Origin of the sequence: Lysobacter luteus (assembly GCF_907164845.1) — a bacterium.
Lineage (GTDB): Bacteria > Pseudomonadota > Gammaproteobacteria > Xanthomonadales > Xanthomonadaceae > Novilysobacter > Novilysobacter luteus.
In genome coordinates this window covers 459,393-477,253 of sequence record NZ_OU015430.1, presented here as the reverse complement: position 1 = coordinate 477,253, position 17,861 = coordinate 459,393, and the positions used below count along the sequence as shown (strand labels likewise).

Sequence of the window (17,861 nt, the reverse complement as noted above, 5' to 3'; positions counted from 1 at the left end):
GCGTGCTCCCGTCAGCCCTGGCCGGCGTCGTCGTCGGGCGCGTTCGCCGGTGCCGCGTCGGGTGCGGCGGGTGCCCCGGCGCCCTCGGCAGACATCACCATCACCGGCATCCCGTCCTGCATCATCGGCTTGCCCTGCCCGGCCACGATCACCACGTCGCCGGCCTGCAGCCCGTCGAGCACCTGCACCTTGCCCGGCACGCGACGCCCGGTGGTGACCTCGGTGCGGACGGCCTTGCCATCGACCACGGTGAACACGAAACGGGTTTCGCCCTCCTGCATCAGGGCCTGTTCGGGCACCAGGATCGCGTCGCCGCCGGTGCTGGTGTCGAGCGTGAGCTTGGCGAACTGGCCCGGGCGCAACCGTGCGTCGGGGTTGGCGATCTGCGCGCGCAGCTGGACGCTGCGGCTGTTGGGGTCGATCACCGGCGCGATCGCGACCACCTTGCCGCCGAACGTCTCGCCGGGGAACGCGTCGACGGTGATGCTGATCGACTGCCCCTGGCGCAGCTGCGGCAGCGCGCCCTCGGGCACGCTGAAGTCGACCTCGATCGGGTCCATCCGCACCAGCGTGACCAGGTCCTGGCCGATGCTGACGTAGTCGCCGACGCTGACCTCGCGCAGGCCGATCCGGCCCGAGAACGGCGCCCGCAGCGTCATCTTGTCGAGCGCGGTGCGGGCCGAGGCCACGCGGGCCTGGTCGACCGCGTAGTTGGCCCGGGTCTGGTCGTAGTCCGAGCGCGCGATCAACTGCTTCTCGGCCAGCTCGGCGGCACGCGCGTTGGCGCGCCGGCTGTTCTCGAGGTTGGCGGCTGCCTCGTTGAGGCTGGCACGCGCCAGGCTCGCGTCCAGGCTGAAGAGCGGCTGCCCGGCACGGACGCTGCCGCCCTCCTCGAAATGGATGCGCTCGATGCGGCCACCCACCTCCGGGCGTACCACGACGGACTCGTCCGCGCGCAGGCTGCCGACGGTCTGCAGCCCGCCCTCGAGCGGCTCGGGTTGCAGGGTCACGGTCTCGACCGGGAGCTGCATGCCGCCCGGCGGACCACCGGCAGCGGCGCCTTCGGCCGCGGGATCGTCGCCACACCCGCCAAGGGCGAGTGCGCCGGCGAGCAACAGTGCGGTGATCAGGGGGTTGCGGCGCATGGGGGCCTCGTCATCCATTTCGTGTACCGCGCAGTTTAGTGATGACGCTTGCCATGTCCCCATGCCGGAAGTCAGCCCGGCCCATGGCGCCCGTCGCAGTGGCGGAACGCTAACGCCGCAGGGTTACGCCGGCGCGAAAGTTCAGACCGCCTGCAGCTGCAGGTGGCAGGCAAGCCGGGCCGGGTCGGGCGTCGGGGCATGCGGCAGCCGCCCCCAGTAAGGTGCGGGCAGGCGCATGCGCAGGATCGCGACGTTTTCGTCCAGCCGCGGCATCGCCGGTTCCACCTCGTTGGCGATCCAGCCGGCAAGCCTGACGCCGTCCTCCGCCAGTGCGCGCACGGTCAGTCGCGCATGGTTGATGCATCCCAGCCGCATCCCGACCACCAGCACCACCGGCAGGTCCAGCGCGCGTACCAGGTCGAGCTGGTCGAGCGTCGCCGACAACGGGGCCATCCAGCCACCGACACCCTCGACCACGACCCGGTCGGCCTGCGCGGCAAGCCGCTCGTAGGCCTGGAGGATCCGCGCCAGCGACAGTTCGATGCCCTCGTCTCGCAGCGCCAGCTCGGGCGCCACCGGCGCACGCAATGCGTACGGGTTGACGTCTGCATACGCCGGCCGCGGGTCGCTGGCCGCCTGCAACAGCAGCGCGTCCTCGTTGCGCCAACCGCCCTCGACAACCTCGCAACCACTGGCGACCGGCTTCATCCCGACCACCCGGCCGCCACGCGCGCGCAGTGCATGCAGTAACGCCGCCGATGCGACCGACTTGCCTACACCCGTGTCGGTGCCGGTGACGTAGAAGCGCGCGGGAAGCCGGGGGGGAGTCGCGGGTGGGGAGATCATCCGCGCATCGTAGGGATTCGCGGGGCCGGAGTCGCGTGTGCACCGCTGCTACACTCGCGCGATGTTCACCGCCAGCGCCCTGTCCGGCAGCAAGCCGGAGCAATACGCCGAGCTCGCCGCGCAGGCCCGCGCGCTGCTGTCCGGCGAATCCGATCGCATCGCCAACGCCGCCAACCTGTCGGCGCTGGTCTACCACGCATTGCCGGACCTCAACTGGGTCGGCTTCTACTTCTTCGACGGCCGGGAGCTCGTCGTCGGGCCGTTCCAGGGGCAGCCGGCGTGCGTGCGGATCCCGCTCGACAAGGGCGTTTGCGGCGCCGCCGCCAGCAGTCGCCAGACCCAGCGCGTGGCCGACGTGGACGCCTTCCCCGGCCACATCGCCTGCGATTCGGCGTCGCGTTCGGAAGTGGTGGTGCCACTGGTGCACGGCGACAGCCTGGTCGGCGTGTTCGATATCGACAGTCCGCGCACCGGTCGCTTCGACGAGGACGACCAGCGCGGCATGGAAGCACTGGCCCGGGTCTACCTGGAGTCGCTCGCATGAACGAGGCCGCCAAGCTGCGCAACATCGGGCCCAAGTCGGCCGCCTGGCTGCGCCAGGTCGGTCTGCGCACGCGCGAGGACATCGCCGAGGCCGGGCCGGTGGAAGCCTTCATGCGGGTCAAGCGCGCGGGCTTCAAACCCACCCTCAACCTGCTGTACGCGATCGAAGGCGCCCTGCAGGACTGCCATTGGCAGGAAGTCCCCGATGCCCGCCGGACCGAGCTGGTGAGCGCGGCGGAAGCTGCGATCGCCGGCTTGCCGGCGCCGCGCCACAAGCCCCCGGCGGGGCCGGTACGCACCACCGTGCTGACCGCCGACACGGTGCCCGAGCGCCCGGACGAGGCGTAACGACCATCCCCGGCCCGCACCCGGTCCGATCGCGTACACTGCCCGCGCTTCGAGGTGACCCGGCGGCGTCCTGCCGGCGGGTTGAAACGGGAAGCCGGTGACGTCGGGTGCACAGCACCCGGACCATTCCGGCACTGCCCCCGCAACGGTAAGCGAGTGGATCCGCGCAGGCGGGTCCGGCCAAGGCTCACCGCCACTGTGCAATCGCATGGGAAGGCGCCACGGCTGTGTCGAACGACACCCTCGCGAGTCCGGAGACCGGCCGCGGAGCTGACTGGTTGCGATGCGGCGGGCATGGCGGCGGCGACGTCGGCGCCTGTCCGCCCTCCGAGTCCGTTCGACCACCCTCTCCACGCGACTTCCCGATACTGCACGGTCGATGCCGGGGACGGCCGCCGTGCGCCTGGAGACCTATCGAATGCGATTCCGCCTTGCCCCGCTCGCCGCCGCCGTGGCGCTGCTCATCCCGGCCCTGTCGGCCGCCCCCGCCCATGCCGAGGCCGCGGCGCCACCGCAGGCGAAGGACCTGGACCAAGTGGTCGTCACCGCCACCCGCACCCTGCTCGATGTCGACGCCGTGCTGGCGCCGGTGGAGGTGATCGACCGCGATGCGATCGAGCGCAGCCAGGCGCGTTCGCTGCCGGACCTGCTCGCCGGCCGCGCCGGCGTATCGCTGGCCAACCAGGGCGGCACCGGCAAGCTGACCACGCTGTTCCTGCGGGGCGCGGAGTCCGACCACATCGTGGTGCTGGTCGACGGCATCCGCGTGGGCTCGCCGACTTCCGGCCTGGTGTCGTTGCAGAACCTGCCGGTCGCGCTGATCGAGCGGATCGAGATTGTCCGCGGGCCGCGCTCGAGCCTGTACGGCAGCGAGGCGATCGGCGGGGTGATCCAGATCTTTACCCGCCGCGACGCCGCCGGCTGGGCGCCGCGCATGCACATCGGTGGCGGCAGCCACGGCGCGCACGAGTACGGCGTCGGCTTCGCCGGCCGCGAAGGGCGTGCCTGGTTCGGCGCCGACTACGCGTTCCAGCGCACCGAAGGATTCAACGCCTGCGACGTCGCCGAGCCCACCCCGTTCTCGGGCGGGTGCTTCATCAGCACCCCCGAACCCGACCTCGACGGCTACGTCCAGCACGCGCTCTCGTTGCGTACGGGCATCGACCTCGGCCATTGGCAACTGTCGGCCCAGGGGCTGCGCAGCGAGGGTGAGAACGACTTCGACGGCGACTACAGCAACCGCTCCGAGACCCTGCAGCAGGTGGTCGGCGGCAGCGTGCGCTGGCGACCATCCGACACCGCCCAGTTCAAGCTCACGGCCGGCCGCAACGTCGATGCCTCCGACCAGTTCAACCACGGCACCTACATCGGCTTCTTCGACACCGACCGCGACAGCGCCGGCCTGCAGGGCGACTTCGGCCTGGCCCGCGACCACCTGCTCAGCGTGGGCGTGGACTGGGTACGCGACCGTGTCGACGGCGACACCGTGTACGTCACCGACGAGCGCGACAACCGCGCCGCCTTCGCCCAGTACCAGGCGCGCGCGGGGCGCCATGGCCTGCAGGCGGCGGTGCGCCGCGATGACAACGAGCAGTTCGGCGGGCACACCACCGGCAGCCTCGCCTGGGGCCTCGATTTCGCCGGCGGTTGGCGGGTCAGTGCGGGCTGGGGGACCGCGTTCAAGGCGCCGACCTTCAACGAGCTGTACTACCCGTTCTTCGGCAACCCGGACCTGCGGCCGGAGGAGTCGGAGACGGCCGAGCTGGGCGTCGGCTGGAAGAACGGCACGGTCGACCTGCGCCTGGATGCATTCGACACGAGGGTCGAGGACCTGATCGCCTTCGACGCGGCGATCGGCTTGCCCAACAATGTCGAGCGTGCGCGCATGCGCGGCGCCGAGCTCGGCATCGCCACCGACGTCGCCGACTGGCAGGTGGCCGCCAGCCTGAGTTGGCTCGACACCCGTAACCGGACCTTCAATACCGACCTGGAACTGCCACGCCGCGCCCGCCACGGCGCGCGGGTCGAGCTCGACCGCGCCTTCGGCGACCTGCGCATTGGACTGACCGGCATCGCTGAAGGGCCGCGCTACGACGACGTCGCCAACACGATGCGGCTGGCCGGGCGTGCCACCCTGGATCTGCGCGCGGAATACGCGTTGACCCGCGCCCTCACCCTGCAGGGCCGCGTCGCCAACGTGTTCGATCGCGACTACGAGACCGTGGCGTTCTACAACCAGCCCGGACGCGAGTGGTTCGTGACCCTGCGATACGCCCCGGCGGACTGACCGGTCGCGGCATCGCAACCGCCATACACGAAGCCCGGCAAATGCCGGGCTTCGTACCTCCGCGGACGCCTGTCGGCCGGCGGCTATTCCACCGTCACCGACTTGGCCAGGTTACGCGGCTTGTCGACGTCGGTTCCGCGGGCCAGCGCCACGTGGTAGGCCAGCAGTTGCACGGGGATGGTGTGCATGATCGGGCTCAGCGCACCGACGTGGCGGGGCGCGCGGATCACGTGCACGCCCTCGGACGGACCGAACTGGCTGTCCTCGTCGGTGAACACGAACAGCTCGCCGCCGCGCGCACGCACTTCCTGCATGTTCGACTTCACCTTCTCCAGCAGGCTGTCGTTGGGGGCGATCACCACCACCGGCATGTCCTCGTCGACCAGCGCCAGCGGGCCGTGCTTGAGCTCGCCAGCCGGATACGCCTCGGCGTGGATGTAGGAGATCTCCTTGAGCTTGAGCGCGCCTTCCAGCGCGATCGGGTAGTGCACCCCGCGGCCCAGGAACAGCGCGTCGTCCTTCAACGCGAACCGCTCGGCCCAGGCCATGATCTGCGGTTCGAGGTTGAGCGCGTGCTGGACGCTGCCCGGCAGGTGGCGCAGCGCCTCCAGGTAATCGGCTTCCCGGGTTTCGTCGAGCCGCCCGTTGAGCTTGGCCAGCGTCGCGGTCAGGGTGAACAGCGCGACCAGCTGGGTGGTGAACGCCTTGGTCGAAGCGACACCGATCTCGGCACCGGCGCGGGTGTAATAGACCAGCCGGCTGGCGCGCGGGATGGCGCTCTCGGGCACGTTGCAGATCGACAGCGTCTTGTCGTGGCCGAGCGACTTGGCGTACTTGAGCGCCTCCATCGTGTCGAGCGTTTCACCCGACTGCGAAATGGTCACGACGAGATGGCGGGGGTTGGCGACCGCCGCGCGGTAGCGGTATTCGCTGGCGATCTCGACCGAACACGGCAGCCCGGCAATGGCTTCGATCCAGTAACGCGCGGTCAGGCCGGCGTAATAGCTGGTGCCGCAGGCCAGGATCTGCACACCTTCGACGCCCCGCAGCACGTCGGCGGCGTCGGCCCCGAACAGCTGTGGGGAGAACCCGGCGTTGTCGATCACCGCCTCGATGGTGTCGGCGATCGCGCGCGGCTGCTCGTGGATCTCCTTCTGCATGAAATGCCGGTACGGGCCGAGCTCGAGCGAGGCCAGCGACACGTCCGAGACGTGCACATCGCGCTCGACCGGGGCACCGGCCTCGTCGAACACGTTCACCGACTCACGGGTGATCTCGGCGGTGTCGCCCTCCTCCAGGAAGATCACCCGGCGCGTGGCCTGGATGATCGCGGAGACGTCACTGGCGACGAAGTTCTCGCCTTCCCCGAGGCCGACCAGCAGCGGGCAACCCATGCGCGCGGCGATCATCCGGCCCGGCTCCTTGCGGCTCACCACCGCCAGCGCATACGCGCCGTGCAGCTCGGCAACCGCGCGCTGGACCGCCGCGAGCAGGTTCAGGCCCTGCGTAAGAAAGGAATGGATCAGGTGCGCGATGACTTCGGTGTCGGTCTGCGACTCGAATGAGTACCCCATCGCGCGGAGTTTCTCGCGCTGCTGATCGTGGTTCTCGATGATGCCGTTGTGCACCAGCGCCACGCCGTGGCTGACGTGCGGGTGCGCGTTGGCTTCGGTCACGCCGCCGTGGGTGGCCCAGCGGGTGTGGCCGATGCCGACCTGCGCGTGGAAGCCTTCCGCCTGCGCCGCGCCCTCCATCTCCGAGACGCGCCCGGTACGGCGCACCCGGCGCACGTCCGCGCCGTCGAGCACGGCGATGCCGGCCGAGTCGTAGCCGCGGTACTCGAGCCGCTTGAGGCCCTCGATCAGGACGGGTACCACGTCGCGATCCGCGATCGCGCCAACGATTCCACACATGGGAAGCAGCTCCTGCAGGTATCCGCGCAGTCTAGCGGCGCAAACCCGCGGGCGCAGTATCGCCGGGGCCTGTGACCCCGCCGCCCGGGCGGGCTGCCAACCGCGGCGGGTGGCCTACTTCTTCTTTGGCCGCTGCCAGCCCTCGACCACGGCCTGCCGCGAGCGCGCCACTGTCAGCCGGCCGGCGGGCGCTTCACGGGTCACCACCGAACCGGCGGCGATGGTCGCTTCCTTACCGATCGTCACTGGCGCCACCAGCGAGCTGTTGGAGCCGATGAAGGCGCCGTCCTCGATGCGCGTGGTCGACTTGTTCACGCCGTCGTAGTTGCAGGTGATCGTGCCCGCACCGACGTTGACGCCGACCCCGATCAGCGCGTCGCCGACATAGCTGAGGTGGTTGATCTTGCTGGTCACGCCGACCTTGGCGTTCTTGGTCTCGACGAAGTTGCCGATGTGCACGCCATCGGCGAGCACCGTGCCGGGCCGGAGCCGTGCGAACGGGCCGATCGTCGCGGCGCCCTCGACCACCGCGCCATCCAGGTCGCAGTGCGCCCGCACCTCGGTCCCCGGGCCCAGCCTGACATTGCGTAACCGGCAGAACGGGCCGATCCGCACCCCGTCGGCGAGTTCCACCCGTCCCTCGAACACCACGTCGACATCGATTTCCACATCGCTGCCGACCGTCACCTCGCCGCGCACGTCGATCCGGGCCGGGTCCGCCAGCCGCGCCCCGGTGACGCACAGGGCGTGTGCGGCGCGGCGCTGGAACGCCCGCTCCAGCTGCGCCAGCTGCCACGCGTCGTTTGCGCCCTCGACTTCGACCGGGTCCTCGACATGCACCATCTCGGCCGCGCTGAACTCCGCCGCGGCGGCGGCGAACACGTCGGTGAGGTAGTACTCGCCCTGCGCGTTGTCGCTGTCCAGATGCGACAGCCAACGCCGCAGCGGTTCGCCGTCGGCGACCAGGATGCCGGTGTTGACCGTGCTGATCTCGCGCTGTTCCTCGTCGGCGTCCTTGTGCTCGACGATGCGGCCGACGTTGCCCTGTGCGTCCCTGACGATACGGCCGTACCCGGTGGGGTCCTCGAGGTCGGCGACGAGCACGGCGATCCGTCCCGGCGCGTCAAGCAGCCGCTGCAACGTATCGGCGGTGATCAATGGCACGTCGCCGTAGAGCACCAGGATGCGGGCGTCCTGTGGCACGTCCGGCATGGCCTGCTGCAACGCGTGGCCGGTGCCGAGCCGCTGGGCCTGCTCGCTCCAGTGCAGGTCGGGCTGGTCTGCAAAGGCATCGCGGACGCGCTCGCCATGGTGGCCGTAGACCACGTGGATCCCCGCCGGCCGCAACGCGCGCGCCGTCGCGATGACGTGGCCGAGCATCGGCTGCCCCGCGATCTTCTGCAGCACCTTGGGGAGCGCGGATTTCATCCGCTTGCCTTCGCCAGCGGCGAGGATGACGACGTGCAGTGGGGCGGGCATCGGAACTCCGGCGCGATCGGCTTCAGCGGCCAATTCTAACGTTGACGCCTGCTAGGATGCCGCGGTGCCGACCCTGTCACCGACCCACGCCACGCGTCGCCACATCCTCCTCGAAGGCCTGATCTGGAGTGGCCCGCTGGCCTGTCTCCTTGGCCTGGTCGCGCACCGGTCATGGCAGGTGCTGCCGTGGGGGCGCTTTGGCGAGAGCCTGTTGCTGGCCGGACTCGTGGCGCTGGTGGCCTGGCCGCTGCGCGCATGGCGGCAATGGCCGTGGGCCTATGCGCTGGCCGCGGTCTGGCTGTTGGTCTTCGTCGCCCTGACCGGACCGGTCCCGGCTCTGGCCGGCGTGCTCCTGTTCGTCGCCGCGATGGCGTTTGGCAGTCGGCTGGCGGGGACCGGCCATCCGGTGCTGGCCGTGTCGAGCGGGCTGGCGGTGCTATCGGCGGTACTCGGGTGGTTGATCTCTTTGCCGGTCCACCGGTGGTGGGTCTACCTGCCCGCCCTGTTGCTGGTCGTCTATCTGGGCCGGGGCGCGCTGCGGCTGCAGGCCGCGCAGTGCGCCGCCGCCTGGCGGGATGCGGTTGCGGCCAGTCCGCGCGCCGCGGGCTGGGCCGTCGTGGCGCTCGGCCTGGGGTCTGCCGCCGCGTGGCTGCCAACGATGCAGTACGACGACCTGGCCTATCACCTCGGCCTGCCGTGGCAGTTGCTGGTCAACGGACGGTACGCGTTGGACCCGACCCATCAGGTCTGGGCATTGGCGCCATGGGCCGGCGATGTCCTGCAGGCGGTCGCGCAGGTGGTGTCCGGCGCCGAGGCGCGCAGCGCGGTCAACCTGGGCTGGCTGCTGGCGACCGCCGCCGGACTGTGGCAGGTAGGCGCCCTGGTCGGGCTGCAGCCTTGGGCACGCTGGGCCACGCTGGCGCTGTTCGCCACGTTGCCGATGACCGCTGGCCTGCTCGGCGGGATGCAGACGGAAGGCCCTGCCACCGCCGCAATGGTGGCGCTCGCGGTCGTGGTGCTGGACCCCACCGTCAAGAGACGACTGCTGGTCGCGTCATTGCTGTTCGGACTGCTGGTCGCGTTGAAGCCGCTTCATGGCATTGCGGCCGCGCCGTTGCTGGCATGGGGCGTGGCGCGCGGAATCGGTCGCGGCGCCGGACCGGGCGGCTGGGCACTCGCGCTGCTTTCGATGCTCGTGGTCGCGTTGCCCAGCTACGCGCAGGCATGGTGGGTCAGCGGCAACCCGGTGCTGCCGCTGTTCAATGGCTGGTTCGAGTCCGGCTATTTCCCCGCGGTGGATTTCGATGATCCCCGCTGGCAGGCCGGGTTGTCGCCGTTGCTGCCGTGGCAACTGACCTTCGACACGGACCGCTACCTGGAAGGCTGGGACGGCGGCGCGGGCTTCGTGCTGATCGCGCTGGCCGGTGCGTGGCTGGCGGGCCTGTTGGAACGCCGCGGGCGCGGGCTGGCGATCTGCGCCGGGTTGGCGGTCGTGCTGCCATTGTTGCCGCTGCAGTACGCCCGCTACGTCCACCCGGGCATGGTGTTGCTCCTGCCGGCCGCCGCTTTGGCGGTGCAGGCGTGGCTCGTCCCCCGCCGGGCGGCCGCGCTGCTGGTCGGCCTGTGCGTGCTCGACCTAGCCTTCCAGGCCAATGCCCAGTGGCTGCTGCACACCGGCGGGGTCAAGCGCAGCCTGCTTGGCCTGGGTAACGACACCGCCCTGTTCGAGGAACGCGCGCCCGAGCGCGTGTTGATCGCGCGCATCCGCGAACAGGCGCCCCCCGATGCCGTGGTCCTGCTGTTGAGCAACCCGTTCCACGCCGAGCTCGCCGGGCGCGGACGCACCGTCGACTGGTACGCGCCCGTGCTGCAGGCCGATGCCGCGCGCGCGGACCAGGACCCGTCGGGCGCGGAGTGGCAGGCGTTGCTGCGACGCCACCGCATATCGGAAGTCGTGCTTGACCCCGCCACGACGTCGCCGGCACGGCACGCCGGCCTGCAACGGGCAGGCGCGGCGCCCAGGGCCAGCGCCGCCCCGCTGGAGTGGTGGCACGTCCCGGCAAGGAGCGGATCGGAATGAGCCTGACCCGGCAAGGCCGCACCTTCGTGCTGGTCGGCGCGCTGCAGTACCTGGTCGACTGGGGCGTGATGGTGTTGCTCAGCCACAACGGCCTGCCGGTTGAACCGGCAAACATCGCCGGCCGCGTCAGTGGGGCGCTGCTGGGGTTCTGGTTGAACGGCCGCTTCACCTTCGCCGGCGACGATACCGCCGTGGGCCGCCGCCAGTTCCTGCGCTTCATCCTCCTGTGGCTGCTGACCACCGCAATCAGCACCTGGTCGATGGGCGTCATCGACGACGTGGCCGGGCTGAAGTGGTCGTGGCTGGCGAAGCCCGCCATCGAGGTGCTGCTCGGGGGGTTCGGCTTCCTGGTGTCCCGGCACTGGATCTACCGGCGCTGACCGCAAAAAGCAAAACGCCGGCACGAAGCCGGCGTTTGCGGTACCCCGGAAAAACGGGGGTCAGTGCTTGACGTTCTTGCGCAGGCGCTCGAGTGCCGACAGCTGTGCCATGACCTCGGCCATCTTGGCCTGGGCTTCGGCGATCTCCATCGGCTCGGCGCGACGCGCGAGCACGCGTTCGGCTTCTTCCTTGGCGGCACGCACGGCCGCTTCGTCGATGTCCTGGGCGCGGATCGCGGTGTCGGCCAGCACGGTCACGACCTGCGGCTGCACCTCGAGGATGCCGCCGGACACCGCGAAGTCCAGCTGCTCGCCGTTGGGCAGGGTCACCACGACCTTGCCCGGCTTCAGGCGGGTGATCAGCGGCGCATGCTTGGGCGCGATGCCGAGCTCGCCGAGCTCGCCGGTGGCGACCAGCAGTACGGCCTCGCCGTGGAAGATCTCTTCCTCGGCACTGACGATGTCGCAACGGAACGTGGATGCCATCTGGTGTCTCGCTTTACTCGTAGGGGAAGACCGCTGCCGGCGTCACGCGGTGGCGCGGCGCCGGCGGGTGATCAGGCGGCTTCGCCGGTGATCTTCTTGCCCTTCTCGACCGCTTCCTCGATCGAACCGACCATGTAGAACGCCTGCTCAGGCAGGTGGTCGTACTCGCCTTCCACGATGCCCTTGAAGCCGCGGATCGTGTCCTTCAGCGGCACGTACTTGCCCGGCGAACCGGTGAACACTTCGGCGACGTGGAAGGGCTGGCTGAAGAAGCGCTCGATCTTGCGCGCGCGCGACACGGCCTGCTTGTCCTCTTCGCTCAGCTCGTCCATGCCGAGGATCGCGATGATGTCCTTCAGTTCCTTGTACTTCTGCAGGGTCGACTGGACCTTGCGGGCGACGTCGTAGTGCTCGTTGCCGATCACGTTCGGGTCGAGCTGGCGCGAGGTCGAATCGAGCGGGTCGACCGCCGGGTAGATACCCAGCGAGGCGATGTTTCGCGACAGCACGACGGTGGCGTCGAGGTGGGCGAAGGTGGTCGCCGGCGACGGGTCGGTCAGGTCGTCTGCGGGCACGTACACGGCCTGGATCGAGGTGATCGAGCCGGTCTTGGTCGAGGTGATGCGCTCCTGCAGCACGCCCATTTCCTCGGCCAGGGTCGGCTGGTAGCCCACCGCCGACGGCATGCGGCCAAGCAGCGCGGACACCTCGGTACCGGCCAGGGTGTAGCGGTAGATGTTGTCGACGAAGAACAGCACGTCGCGGCCCTTGCCCGATGCGTCCTTCTCGTCACGGAAGTACTCGGCCATGGTCAGGCCGGTAAGCGCGACGCGCAGGCGGTTGCCCGGCGGCTCGTTCATCTGGCCGTAGACCATCGCCACCTTGTCGAGGACGTTGGAGTCCTTCATCTCGTGGTAGAAGTCATTGCCCTCGCGGGTGCGCTCACCGACGCCGGCGAACACCGACAGGCCTTCGTGCGCCTTGGCGATGTTGTTGATCAGCTCCATCATGTTGACGGTCTTGCCGACACCGGCGCCGCCGAACAGGCCGACCTTGCCGCCCTTGGCGAACGGGCACATCAGGTCGATGACCTTGATGCCGGTCTCGAGCAGCTCGTTGGTCGCGGCCTGCTCTTCGTAGCTCGGCGCGTCGCGGTGGATTTCCCACTGGTCCTGCGCGTCCACCGGGCCGGCCTCGTCAATCGGGCGGCCAAGCACGTCCATGATGCGGCCCAGCGTGCCCTTGCCGACCGGCACCGAGATGCCGCGGCCGGTGTTGGTCGCCAGCAGGTTGCGCTTGAGGCCGTCGGTGGAACCCAGCGCGATCGCGCGGACCACGCCGTCGCCCAGCTGCTGCTGCACTTCCAGCGTGATGGCGGTGTTCTCGACCTTCAGCGCGTCATACACGTGCGGCACGGACTCGCGCGGGAACTCCACGTCGACGACGGCACCGATGATCTGAACGATCTTGCCCTGGCTCATGATGTTTCCTCGTAGCTCTAATTGCTGCTCTGCGGCCCGCACGGCGCGTCCGCAATGATGGGGTTAGACCGCCGCGGCGCCGCCGACGATTTCCGAGATTTCCTGGGTGATCGCCGCCTGCCGGGCCTTGTTGTAGACCAGCTGCAGGGTGTCGATCAGCTTGTTGGCGTTGTCGGACGCGGCCTTCATCGCGACCATGCGCGCGGCATGCTCGGAGGCGACGTTCTCGAGCACCGCCTGGTACACCAGCGACTCGACGTAGCGGGTCAGCACGTGGTCCAGCACGCCTTCGGCGTCGGGCTCGTAGATGTAATCCCAGTCGTGCCTGGCGATCTGCGCTTCCGGTGCCGGCAGCGGCAGCAACTGGTCGAAGGTGGCCTTCTGCGTCATCGTGTTGACGAAGCCGTTGTAGGCCAGGAACACGCGGTCGATGCCGCCGTTGCTGTACCCGTCCAGCATCACCTTGACCACGCCAACCAGCTGCTCCAGGTGAGGTGCATCGCCCAGGTGGCTGACCGAGCCGAGCATGTTGACCTTGATCCGGCGGAAGAACACCGAGGCCTTCTGGCCGATGGTAACGACGTCGACCTCGACGCCCTGCTCGTTCCACTGCCGGATCTCGCCCAGCAGCTTGCGGAACAGGTTGTTGTTGAGGCCGCCGGCCAACCCGCGGTCGGACGACACGATCAGGTAGCCGACCCGCTTGGGATCCTTGCGCTCGACCATGTACGGGTGCTGGTAATCGGAGTTGGCCTGGGCCAGGTGGCCGATCACCTGCTTCATCACCCGCGCATACGGACGCGAGGTCTTCATCCGATCCTGCGCCTTGCGGATCTTCGAGGCCGAGACCATCTCGAGCGCGCGCGTCACCTTGCGGGTGTTCTGCACGCTCTTGATCTTGGTTTTGATTTCGCGTCCGCCTGCCATCGTCGTGCCCGCCTTACCAGGTGCCGGTCTGCTTGAACTCTTCGATGCCCTTCTTGAACTGGGCCTCGATCTCGTCGTTCCAGTTGCCCGTGCTGTTGATCTTGCTCACCAGCTCGCCCTGGGTGTTGGCGAAGTGGGCGTGCAGGCCTTCCTCGAAGGCCATGATCTTGTTGACCGCGACGTCGTCGAGGTAACCCTCGTTGACGGCGTAGATCGACAGCGCCTGCATCGCGATCGACATCGGCGCGTACTGCTTCTGCTTCATCAGCTCGGTGACGCGCTGGCCGCGCTCGAGCTGCTTGCGGGTCGCTTCGTCCAGGTCCGAGGCGAACTGCGCGAACGCAGCCAGCTCACGGTACTGGGCGAGCGCGATGCGGATGCCGCCCGACAGCTTCTTGATGATCTTGGTCTGGGCCGCGCCACCCACGCGCGACACCGAGATGCCGGCGTTCACGGCCGGGCGGATGCCGGCGTTGAACAGGTCGGTCTCGAGGAAGATCTGGCCATCGGTGATCGAGATCACGTTGGTCGGCACGAACGCGGAGACGTCGCCGGCCTGGGTCTCGATCAGCGGCAGCGCGGTGAGCGAACCGGTCTGGCCCTTGACCTCGCCGTTGGTGAACTTCTCGACGTACTCCTCGGACACGCGCGCGGCGCGCTCGAGCAGGCGGCTGTGCAGGTAGAACACGTCACCCGGGTAGGCTTCGCGGCCCGGCGGGCGTTTGAGCAGCAGCGAGATCTGGCGGTAGGCCACGGCCTGCTTGGACAGGTCGTCGTACACGATCAGCGCGTCCTGGCCGCGGTCCATGAAGTACTCGCCCATGGTGCAGCCCGAGTAGGCGCTGATGTACTGCATCGCGGCCGACTCGGAGGCGGTTGCGGCGACCACGATGGTGTGGTCCAACGCGCCGTTCTGCTCGAGCTTGCGCACGATGTTCGCGACGGTCGAGGCCTTCTGGCCGATCGCGACGTACACGCACTTGATGCCGGTGCCCTTCTGGTTGATCACCGCGTCGATGGCCATCGCGGTCTTGCCGGTCTGGCGGTCGCCGATGATCAGCTCACGCTGGCCGCGACCGATCGGAATCATCGCGTCGACCGACTTGTAGCCGGTCTGAACCGGCTGGTCGACCGACTTGCGCCAGATCACGCCCGGGGCAACGCGCTCCACCGGCGCCGACAGCTTGGCGTCGATCGGACCCTTGCCGTCGATCGGCTCGCCCAGCGCGTTGACCACGCGGCCCAGCAGCTCGGGGCCGACCGGCACTTCGAGGATGCGGCCGGTGGTCTTGGCGACGTCGCCCTCGACCAGGTGCTCGTAGTCACCCAGGACCACGGCGCCGACCGAGTCGCGCTCCAGGTTGAGCGCGAGCGCGAACGTGTTGTTCGGCAGCTCGATCATCTCGCCCTGCATGACGTCGGCGAGGCCGTGGATGCGCACGATACCGTCGGACACGGAAGTGACCGAGCCTTCGTTGCGCGACTCCGCGGACAGCTTGACCTTCTCGATGCGGGTCTTGATCAGTTCGCTGATTTCGGACGGGTTGAGCTGGGTGGTTGCCATCTTCTTTTCCTGGTTGGGCGGGTCGGACCCGCCTTCGCGTTCGGCGGACATCGTCCGCCCACGTGTTGCCTTGTCAGTGGGCCAGTGCGCCCTGGAGCCGCTCGAGCTTGCCCTTGAGCGAACCATCGATCACCACGTCGCCCGCATCGATCACCGCGCCGCCGATCAGCGACGGATCAACCGCCGTCTCGATCTCGACCTCGCGGCCGAAGCGACGCTTGAGGCCGGCGCGGATCGACTCGAGCTCGGCCGCCGGCAGTTCGCTTGCGGCGGTGACGCGCGCCTTGACGATCTGCTCGGCCTCGGCCCGCAGCTGCTCGAACAGGCCCGCGATCTCCGGCAACAGCACCAGGCGGTGGTTGTCGGCGAGCAGGCCGATGAAGCGCTTCAGCTCCTCGTCGGCACCGTCGGTGGCGAGCAGGGCGACCGCGTCGTCGTTGGAGAGCTGCGGGTGCGACAGCAGCGCCTGCACGTGCGGGTCGGCCGCGACCTGCGCGGCGAACGCGAGCGCCTGCGACCACGACGCGGCACGGCCGTCGTTGCGCGAGGCCGCGAACGCGGCGCGCGCATACGGTCGGGCGAGGGTCAGGGACTGGCTCATTGCTTGGGGCTCATCGCTGTGGGCATCGGGTCAGTGCGCGGTCAGAGCTGCGCGGCGAGTTCGTCGAGCAGCGCCTTGTGGGCGTTGGCGTCGATCTCGCGGCGGAGCAGCTTCTCGGCACCGCTGACGGCCAGCACCGACACCTGCTTGCGCAGGTCCTCGCGGGCACGGTTCTGCGCCGCGACGATCTCGGCGTCGGCCATCGCCTTCTGGCGGGTGGCTTCCACCGCGGCATCGGTCTTGGCCTGGTCGACGATCTGATTGGCGCGCTGGTGCGCCTGCTCGATGATCTCGTTGGCCTTGACCCGTGCCTCGCGCAGCGCGGCGTCGGCGCTCTGCTGCGCCTGGGCGAGGTCCTTCTGGCTGCGCTCGGCAGCCGCCAGGCCCTCGGCGATTTTCTTCTGGCGCTCTTCGATGGCCGCATTCAGCGGCGGCCAGATGAACTTCATCGTGAACCAGACAAGGATCGCGAAGGAGATCATCTGACCGAAGAAAGTCATGTTGGGATTCATGACGGGTCCTCGACGTTACTGGCATGGACCGGCCTGGAGGGCCGGCCCGGGGGCACGACCCGTGCCGGGGCACGGGTCGCCGCGCGGATCATCAGCCCTGCAGGGCGCTGATCAGCGGGTTGGCGAAGCCGAAGAACAGGGCGACGGCCAGGCCGATGATGAACGCCGCGTCGATCAGGCCGGCGAGCAGGAACATGCGGCCCTGCAGCATCGGGACCAGCTCAGGCTGGCGGGCGGCCGACTCAAGGAACTTGGCACCCATGATCGCGATGCCGAGGCAGGCGCCGAGCGCGCCGAGGCCGATGATGATGCCGATCGCGATGGCGGTCAGACCCTGAACGTTGGCGATGAACTCCATGGTGCTTCTCCTGGGTAAAGGCTGTTGCTTGAAGTGGATGGAACGAAGGTTGGAACTGGAAACCGGTGTTGCGTCAGGACTAGTGACTCTCGCGGGCGCCGGCGATGTAGACGACCGTGAGGATCATGAAGATGAAGGCCTGCAGCAGGATGATCAGGATATGGAAGATCGCCCACGCCGCGTTGGCGATGATGCCCGGCACGAAGGTGATCCAGCTGGCGAACATGCCGGCGATCAGCATGAAAACGAGCTCGCCGCCGTACATGTTGCCGAACAGTCGCATCGCCAGCGAGATCGGCTTGACCAGCCACTCGATGATGTTCATCAGCAGGTTGACCGGCGCCAGCACGATGGCCATGAAGCCGCTGGCGTGGAACGGGGAGCTCAGCAGCTCCTTGCCGAAGCCGAAGCCACCCTTGGCCGACCAGGCGTGGCCGATCAGGATCAGGAACACCGAGGCGGAGATGCCGAAGGTGGTGTTGAGGTCGGCGGTCGGGACCAGGCGCCAGTAGGTGTGGGCGGCGGCCTCCTCACCGGCGACGGTGTGGATGCCCCAGCCGACCGCGTCCAGCGGGACCAGGTCCATCGTGTTCATGAACACGATCCAGACGAAGATCGTCAGCGCCAGCGGGGTCACCGAGCGGCGGTCGCCGTGGAAGGTGTCCTTGACCTGGCCGTCGACGAACTCGACGATGATCTCGACAAAGGCCTGTCCCTTGCTCGGGACGCCCGGCGTCGCGCGACGCGCGGCGAGTCCGAACCACAGGATGAACACCAACCCCAGCGCCAGGCCGACCAACCACGAATCGAGGTTGAACTGCCCGCCCAGCACCTCGACGGTGTTGTGGCCGAGATGGTGCTGGATGTATTCGTTCAGGCCGCCCGAACCGGTCTGTTCACTCACGAAAGAC

17 protein-coding genes and 1 riboswitch are annotated in these 17,861 nt (G+C 68.8%); of the genes, 5 read left to right on the top strand and 12 right to left on the bottom strand.

From position 1 onward, the window contains the following. Positions 1-11 precede the first annotated feature (11 nt). Together KOD61_RS02200 and bioD are read right to left on the bottom strand one after the other, a co-directional pair. Positions 12-1,145 carry an efflux RND transporter periplasmic adaptor subunit gene (locus KOD61_RS02200; RefSeq protein ID WP_215219449.1) on the bottom strand — a complete coding sequence of 378 codons (1,134 nt, stop codon included), beginning with the start codon at positions 1,143-1,145 and terminating at the stop codon, positions 12-14. Between the two features lie 141 nt (positions 1,146-1,286). Next, on the bottom strand, positions 1,287-1,991 hold the full coding sequence (bioD, locus tag KOD61_RS02195; protein ID WP_215219448.1) for a dethiobiotin synthase: 705 nt from the start codon (positions 1,989-1,991) through the stop codon (positions 1,287-1,289). Positions 1,992-2,052: 61 nt separating this feature from the next. Here bioD and KOD61_RS02190 point away from each other — a divergent pair, with 61 nt between their 5' ends. The 3 genes from KOD61_RS02190 (at position 2,053) to btuB (ending at position 5,169) form a co-directional block, all read left to right on the top strand. Beyond that, positions 2,053-2,535: a GAF domain-containing protein gene (locus KOD61_RS02190; protein ID WP_215219447.1), complete on the top strand. Its 483-nt coding sequence runs from the start codon at positions 2,053-2,055 to the stop codon at positions 2,533-2,535. Further along, on the top strand, positions 2,532-2,882 hold the full coding sequence (locus KOD61_RS02185; RefSeq protein ID WP_215219446.1) for a TfoX/Sxy family protein: 351 nt from the start codon (positions 2,532-2,534) through the stop codon (positions 2,880-2,882). The genes KOD61_RS02190 and KOD61_RS02185 overlap by 4 nt, the downstream gene beginning before the upstream one ends. A gap of 35 nt (positions 2,883-2,917) precedes the next feature. Further along, positions 2,918-3,163, top strand: a riboswitch (cobalamin riboswitch). A gap of 137 nt (positions 3,164-3,300) precedes the next feature. Next, positions 3,301-5,169: a TonB-dependent vitamin B12 receptor gene (gene btuB / locus KOD61_RS02180; protein ID WP_215219445.1), complete on the top strand. Its 1,869-nt coding sequence runs from the start codon at positions 3,301-3,303 to the stop codon at positions 5,167-5,169. An 83-nt stretch (positions 5,170-5,252) separates the two neighbouring features. On the opposite strand, the gene glmS is transcribed toward btuB, so the two are convergent. Both glmS and glmU read right to left on the bottom strand, forming a co-directional pair. Beyond that, complete coding sequence (glmS, locus tag KOD61_RS02175) at positions 5,253-7,082, bottom strand: glutamine--fructose-6-phosphate transaminase (isomerizing) (RefSeq protein WP_215219444.1); 1,830 nt, start codon at positions 7,080-7,082, stop codon at positions 5,253-5,255. Positions 7,083-7,196: 114 nt separating this feature from the next. After that, positions 7,197-8,561 carry a bifunctional UDP-N-acetylglucosamine diphosphorylase/glucosamine-1-phosphate N-acetyltransferase GlmU gene (glmU, locus tag KOD61_RS02170; protein WP_215219443.1) on the bottom strand — a complete coding sequence of 455 codons (1,365 nt, stop codon included), beginning with the start codon at positions 8,559-8,561 and terminating at the stop codon, positions 7,197-7,199. 64 nt (positions 8,562-8,625) lie between these two features. On the opposite strand from glmU, the gene KOD61_RS02165 reads away from it, so the two are divergent. Both KOD61_RS02165 and KOD61_RS02160 read left to right on the top strand, forming a co-directional pair. Next, positions 8,626-10,641, top strand: coding sequence for a hypothetical protein (locus KOD61_RS02165; protein ID WP_215219442.1), 2,016 nt, complete (start codon positions 8,626-8,628; stop codon positions 10,639-10,641). After that, positions 10,638-11,021, top strand: a complete 384-nt coding sequence (locus KOD61_RS02160) for a GtrA family protein (protein WP_215219441.1) — start codon at positions 10,638-10,640, stop codon at positions 11,019-11,021. Before KOD61_RS02165 ends, KOD61_RS02160 begins: the two co-directional genes overlap by 4 nt. 60 nt (positions 11,022-11,081) lie before the next feature. Here KOD61_RS02160 and KOD61_RS02155 read toward each other — a convergent pair whose 3' ends face one another. The 8 genes from KOD61_RS02155 to atpB all read right to left on the bottom strand — a co-directional run bounded on the left by KOD61_RS02155 (position 11,082) and on the right by atpB (position 17,854). Beyond that, positions 11,082-11,507: a F0F1 ATP synthase subunit epsilon gene (locus KOD61_RS02155; RefSeq protein WP_215219440.1), complete on the bottom strand. Its 426-nt coding sequence runs from the start codon at positions 11,505-11,507 to the stop codon at positions 11,082-11,084. Positions 11,508-11,578: 71 nt separating this feature from the next. After that, on the bottom strand, positions 11,579-12,988 hold the full coding sequence (atpD, locus tag KOD61_RS02150) for a F0F1 ATP synthase subunit beta (protein ID WP_215219439.1): 1,410 nt from the start codon (positions 12,986-12,988) through the stop codon (positions 11,579-11,581). A 63-nt stretch (positions 12,989-13,051) separates the two neighbouring features. After that, positions 13,052-13,915, bottom strand: coding sequence for a F0F1 ATP synthase subunit gamma (gene atpG, locus KOD61_RS02145; RefSeq protein WP_215219438.1), 864 nt, complete (start codon positions 13,913-13,915; stop codon positions 13,052-13,054). Between the two features lie 13 nt (positions 13,916-13,928). Beyond that, entirely contained in the window at positions 13,929-15,479 is a 1,551-nt protein-coding gene (gene atpA, locus KOD61_RS02140) for a F0F1 ATP synthase subunit alpha (RefSeq protein ID WP_215220245.1), read from the bottom strand. A gap of 73 nt (positions 15,480-15,552) precedes the next feature. Continuing rightward, positions 15,553-16,080: a F0F1 ATP synthase subunit delta gene (locus KOD61_RS02135; RefSeq protein ID WP_215219437.1), complete on the bottom strand. Its 528-nt coding sequence runs from the start codon at positions 16,078-16,080 to the stop codon at positions 15,553-15,555. Between the two features lie 41 nt (positions 16,081-16,121). Further along, a complete protein-coding gene (locus KOD61_RS02130) occupies positions 16,122-16,592 on the bottom strand; it encodes a F0F1 ATP synthase subunit B (protein ID WP_215219436.1) in 471 nt (156 codons plus the stop codon). A gap of 91 nt (positions 16,593-16,683) precedes the next feature. Then, positions 16,684-16,950: a F0F1 ATP synthase subunit C gene (atpE, locus tag KOD61_RS02125; protein ID WP_215219435.1), complete on the bottom strand. Its 267-nt coding sequence runs from the start codon at positions 16,948-16,950 to the stop codon at positions 16,684-16,686. Between the two features lie 79 nt (positions 16,951-17,029). Continuing rightward, the gene (atpB, locus tag KOD61_RS02120; protein WP_215219434.1) at positions 17,030-17,854 is read right to left on the bottom strand and encodes a F0F1 ATP synthase subunit A; all 825 of its coding nucleotides are present in this window, start codon (positions 17,852-17,854) and stop codon (positions 17,030-17,032) included. Positions 17,855-17,861: the final 7 nt, after the last annotated feature.